The following is a 4,401-nucleotide window of genomic DNA, read 5'->3' as shown; positions in this document are numbered from 1 at the left end:
CTCGAAAAGTGAATAAAGACAACATAAGAAAGCGCTTGCAAAAAGGATTGAAAAGGAGTAAACTAACAATTGTAAATATCTTTCTTATCCATTCATAAAATGGATAAAATATTAAATAAAAGGAGATTTGCAATGAAAAAATGGTTGATTAAGCTCTCGTTAGTAGCGATGGCTATATTGCTCCTTCCGTTTCAAGCTGTTGAGGCTTGTTGTGGATTTATCATTGGCCGTCAGTTGACCAAGGATGGTACCACCCTGTTTGGTCGGACTGAGGACTATCCTTATTATCCAAACGGCGGAAAACACAACAAAAACTATGTTGTTGTTGATGCCAAGAATTATAAGGAAGGAGACCAAATTCAGGACGAATCCAATGGTTTCACCTATCCTCATGCTGCCAGCGAAATGAAATACACAGCTGCTTATGATTCCGCTCGTGGAGATGGTAGCAATGGTGCATTTGGGGAACATGGCTTTAACGAAGCGGGTGTTTCCATGACTGCCACTGTTACAGCAATTCCAAATAAAAAGGTATTAGAAAAAGATCCACTGAAAGCAGATGGACTTCCAGAAGCTGCTATGCTCGATGTAATCTTACCTCGTGCAAAAACAGCTCGTGAAGCAATCGAATTACTTGGAAAAGTTATCGAAGAAAAGGGATCAGCTGAAGGAAATACAGTTGTAGTTGCTGACCAAAAAGAAACTTGGTATATGGAAATTCTTTCTGGTCACCAATATGTAGCGGTGAAGGTGCCAGAAGATAAATATGCAGTCTTTGCGAATACTTACTACCTAGGTCATGTTAATTTGAATGACACTGAAAATGTCATCGCCTCTAAAGATGTTGAAAAAGTAGCAAAAGAATCAGGAAGTTACAAGACTGATAAAGATGGCAACTTCCATATTGCTAAGTCTTACGGACCTGAAAAATATGCAGAAGGGGACCGTTCTCGGACTTATGCAGGGATTACAGTACTTGATCCAAAGTCTAAAGTGACTTACGAGGATGACGAATACGAACTATTCCGTTCTCCAACTGATCCAAATAAGAAATTTACTTTAGAAGATGCCTTTGCTATGCAACGGAATCGCTTTGAACATTTAAATGGTCGCTTCGTACCGGACGATCAAATTGGAGTGAAGAAACAAGGTGACAATGGCGCAAACGACACGGTTCGCAAGGATCAATACAAATATGCACTAGGTAATGAAAACGTTATCGATGCCCATGTCTATCAAATCAATCCAAAACTACCAAAATCATTTGGTGGTACAGTTTGGTTAGGAATGGGGCCATCACGGAACACTCCATATGTCCCATTCTATGGAAATGTGAAAGACACTTATGAAGCCTTTAAACCACAAACAGAAACCTATGATCCAAATTCTTGGTATTGGACTGTTTGGCATATTGACAACATGGCAATCAACAATCAAGATATCTTTGGAAAAACCGTCCAAGAACATTGGAAAGCACTAGAAAAAGGATTTATTGCTGATCAAGAGAAGAAGGATATTGAATATTATTCATTAAAAGATCAACCAGAAGCTGCAAAAGCTGCTGAAGATAAAGTAACTAAAGATTCACTTGACTTGTCTGATCGTCTTTTCCAACACTTCAAAGATTATGAAAAATTAATGGAAAAACAATTAGAGGCAGCTGGACGCAAGTCAGATCCTTATCGTGCTTCTAAACCAGATAATTATAAAGATCCTGAAGAGCCTAAGAAACCAGATACACCAACAGTTCCAGAAAAACCACAAGTTGACGGAAATAGTACAAAAATTGAAATTCCTGCTTCATATTATAGAGCTACCCCTTCTAATAAGGATATCCCAGCTAATGCAGAAGGAAATCCAAACAATCGCTTTGGCTATGCTGCTAACAAGGATAAACAACCAGTTGTATCTCCTAAAGTAGAAACTCCTGTGAAGCCAGAAGAAACTGTTCAAGCTCCAACTGAAGCTCCTGTAGCAGGAAATAGTGTAAACAACAATAATCGCTTCGGATCTAATTTCAATCCAAGCGAAATCGAGACTTACCCAAATACAAATTATTCTTACAATGTTCATCCTTAAAAAATAGAATCAGATAAAATAGTTGAACAAGAGAATAAATGAAAGAAGCTGGACTTTTTGTCCAGCTTCTTTTTACAAGAAAAAAGAGATTGACCATTTTGTAAAGTGGGGGACCACTTACACCATATGGTCAGTCTCTTTTACATCCTTCAGATTCGTAAATGGTTTAGTTCGAAGTTTGTTCAGATGTTTCTAATTTTTTTCCAAGATCGATGATGTATTGTTTGAGATCATCTTTAACCTGTGGGTGTTTCAAGGCATAATCAATAGAAGTTTTCATGAAACCAAACTTGTCCCCAACATCGTAGCGTTTGCCCTTAAATTCGCGGGCAAATACTCGTTGGGTCTTGTTCAAGGTATCAATGGCATCAGTCAATTGGATTTCATTTCCAGCGCCTGGTTTTTGGTTTTCCAAGATTTGGAAGATTTCTGGAGTCAGCAAGTAACGACCGATAATGGCAAGGTCACTTGGTGCCTCTTCGGGTGCCGGTTTTTCGACAAAGGTTTCAACACTATACAGTCCCTTGATGCCTTCCCCTTGAGGAGCAATGACTCCATAGGCAGAGACCTCTTCATGGGGAACTTTCATGACGGCAATGGTGGAAGCATGTGTCTCGTCATAGTCATTCATCAATTGCTTGGTGAGAGTAGTGGCTGTATCATCCGTGATATCCATGAGGTCATCTCCCAGCATCACGACGAAAGGTTCATTCCCAACGAAGGCCTTAGCCTGAAGGACAGCATCTCCAAGGCCACGCGGATGTTTTTGACGAATGAAGTGGAGGCGCATCCCGGTAGTTTCATCGACCAGTTTCAATAGGTCATTTTTTCCTTTTTCCTTGAGGTTGTACTCGAGTTCAAAGTTTGAGTCGAAGTGGTCTTCGATCGAACGTTTGGACTTACCAGTGACAACGAGAATGTCCTCGATGCCAGCCTTAAGGGCTTCCTCAACGATGAATTGGATGGTTGGCTTATCCACGATTGGCAACATTTCTTTGGCCAAGGCTTTGGTTGCAGGTAGGAAACGCGTTCCAAGTCCGGCCGCAGGAATGACTGCTTTCCTAACTTTTGTCATAATAATTCCTTTCTAACTAAAGAATGATTGGTTGTTGATCTGATTGGCAAGGAAAAATTCCTTAGTTCCACTCATTTTCTTCTTTAAATTCGTTGTTCATCATGAAGTTAATGGCTTCGCGAATGTCTTGCCCTTCATAAATTACTTGGTAGATGGCTTGTGTGATCGGCATATAGACGTCTAGCTCTTGGGCCAGTTCGTAGGCAGCCTTAGTGGTGGAAATCCCTTCGATGATCATGCCCATGTTGGCTTCGATATCTTCTAGTTTTTCACCTCGACCGAGAGCGTCCCCTGCTCGCCAGTTCCGAGAGTGGATCGAAGTTCCTGTCACGATCAGGTCCCCAACTCCGGACAGTCCACTATAGGTCAATGGGCTAGCCCCAAGTTTCACTCCTAGACGGGTAATTTCAGCTAGTCCGCGCGTGATGATGGCAGCCTTAGCATTGTCTCCGAATCCAAGACCGTGAAGGGCTCCAGCTCCGACTGCGATAATATTTTTAAGAGCTCCAGCTGTTTCTACCCCAATCACATCTGTATTAGTATAGAGGCGGAAGTAGTGGTTGCTGAAGAGTTCTTGAACATAACGAGCTGTTTCTAAATTCTTAGAAGCCGCTGTGATCAGAGTGATATCGCGAACGATGGTTTCTTCGGCGTGACTTGGCCCAGAAACGACCACAATTTCACTACGTAGAGAAGCAGGGATTTCCTCTTCTAAGATTTGAGAAATCCGTTTGTGACTGTTTGGCTCTAATCCTTTGGACGCATGCATGACCTTGACAGGATGGTCCAGAGTCTCAGCGACTTGTTTAGCTACCAAGCGAGTTACCTTAGTCGGAACGACAAAGAGGACCGCATCCGCTCCAGAAAGTGCTTCGTCCAAGTTATGGTAGGCCTTGATCCCTGGATCTAGAAGGACATCCTTAAAATAGCGTTTGTTGGTATGTTCTTGATTGATTTCGTCGATTTGTTCTGGGACATTTCCCCAGATCCGTACTTCATGGCCATTATCGTGGAGGACTTGAGAAAGGGCAGTTCCCCAAGAACCAGGACCGATGACCGCAATGATTTGTTTATCCATAGCATTCTCCTTCGTGAAGATTTCATTTCTATTTTACCATACTATAGAGAAAAAAGCTTTGGAATCTAGCTGAATTTCATAGGAAAAGCAAATAATATGATAACTGATAAAATGTTGGGAATTTTAGTAAATTATTCTTGCATTTATATTCTGAATATGGTAATATTTG

3 protein-coding genes are annotated in these 4,401 nt (G+C 41.2%); 1 reads left to right on the top strand and 2 read right to left on the bottom strand.

Annotated features, from left to right (window positions below):
* The first annotated feature begins 132 nt into the window (after positions 1-132).
* The gene (locus tag ACLOR3_RS02380; RefSeq protein ID WP_411400134.1) at positions 133-2,079 is read left to right on the top strand and encodes a C69 family dipeptidase; all 1,947 of its coding nucleotides are present in this window, start codon (positions 133-135) and stop codon (positions 2,077-2,079) included.
* A 166-nt stretch (positions 2,080-2,245) separates the two neighbouring features.
* Here ACLOR3_RS02380 and galU read toward each other — a convergent pair whose 3' ends face one another.
* A complete protein-coding gene (gene galU / locus ACLOR3_RS02375; protein ID WP_411400133.1) occupies positions 2,246-3,154 on the bottom strand; it encodes a UTP--glucose-1-phosphate uridylyltransferase GalU in 909 nt (302 codons plus the stop codon).
* 61 nt (positions 3,155-3,215) lie between these two features.
* Entirely contained in the window at positions 3,216-4,232 is a 1,017-nt protein-coding gene (locus ACLOR3_RS02370; RefSeq protein WP_411400132.1) for an NAD(P)H-dependent glycerol-3-phosphate dehydrogenase, read from the bottom strand.
* Between the last annotated feature and the right edge of the window lie 169 nt (positions 4,233-4,401).

This window comes from Streptococcus intestinihominis, from assembly GCF_046824975.1.
Classification (GTDB): Bacteria; Bacillota; Bacilli; order Lactobacillales; family Streptococcaceae; genus Streptococcus.
The sequence above is the reverse complement of the archived record's forward strand: the minus strand, read 5'-3'. Positions and strand labels throughout refer to the sequence as shown.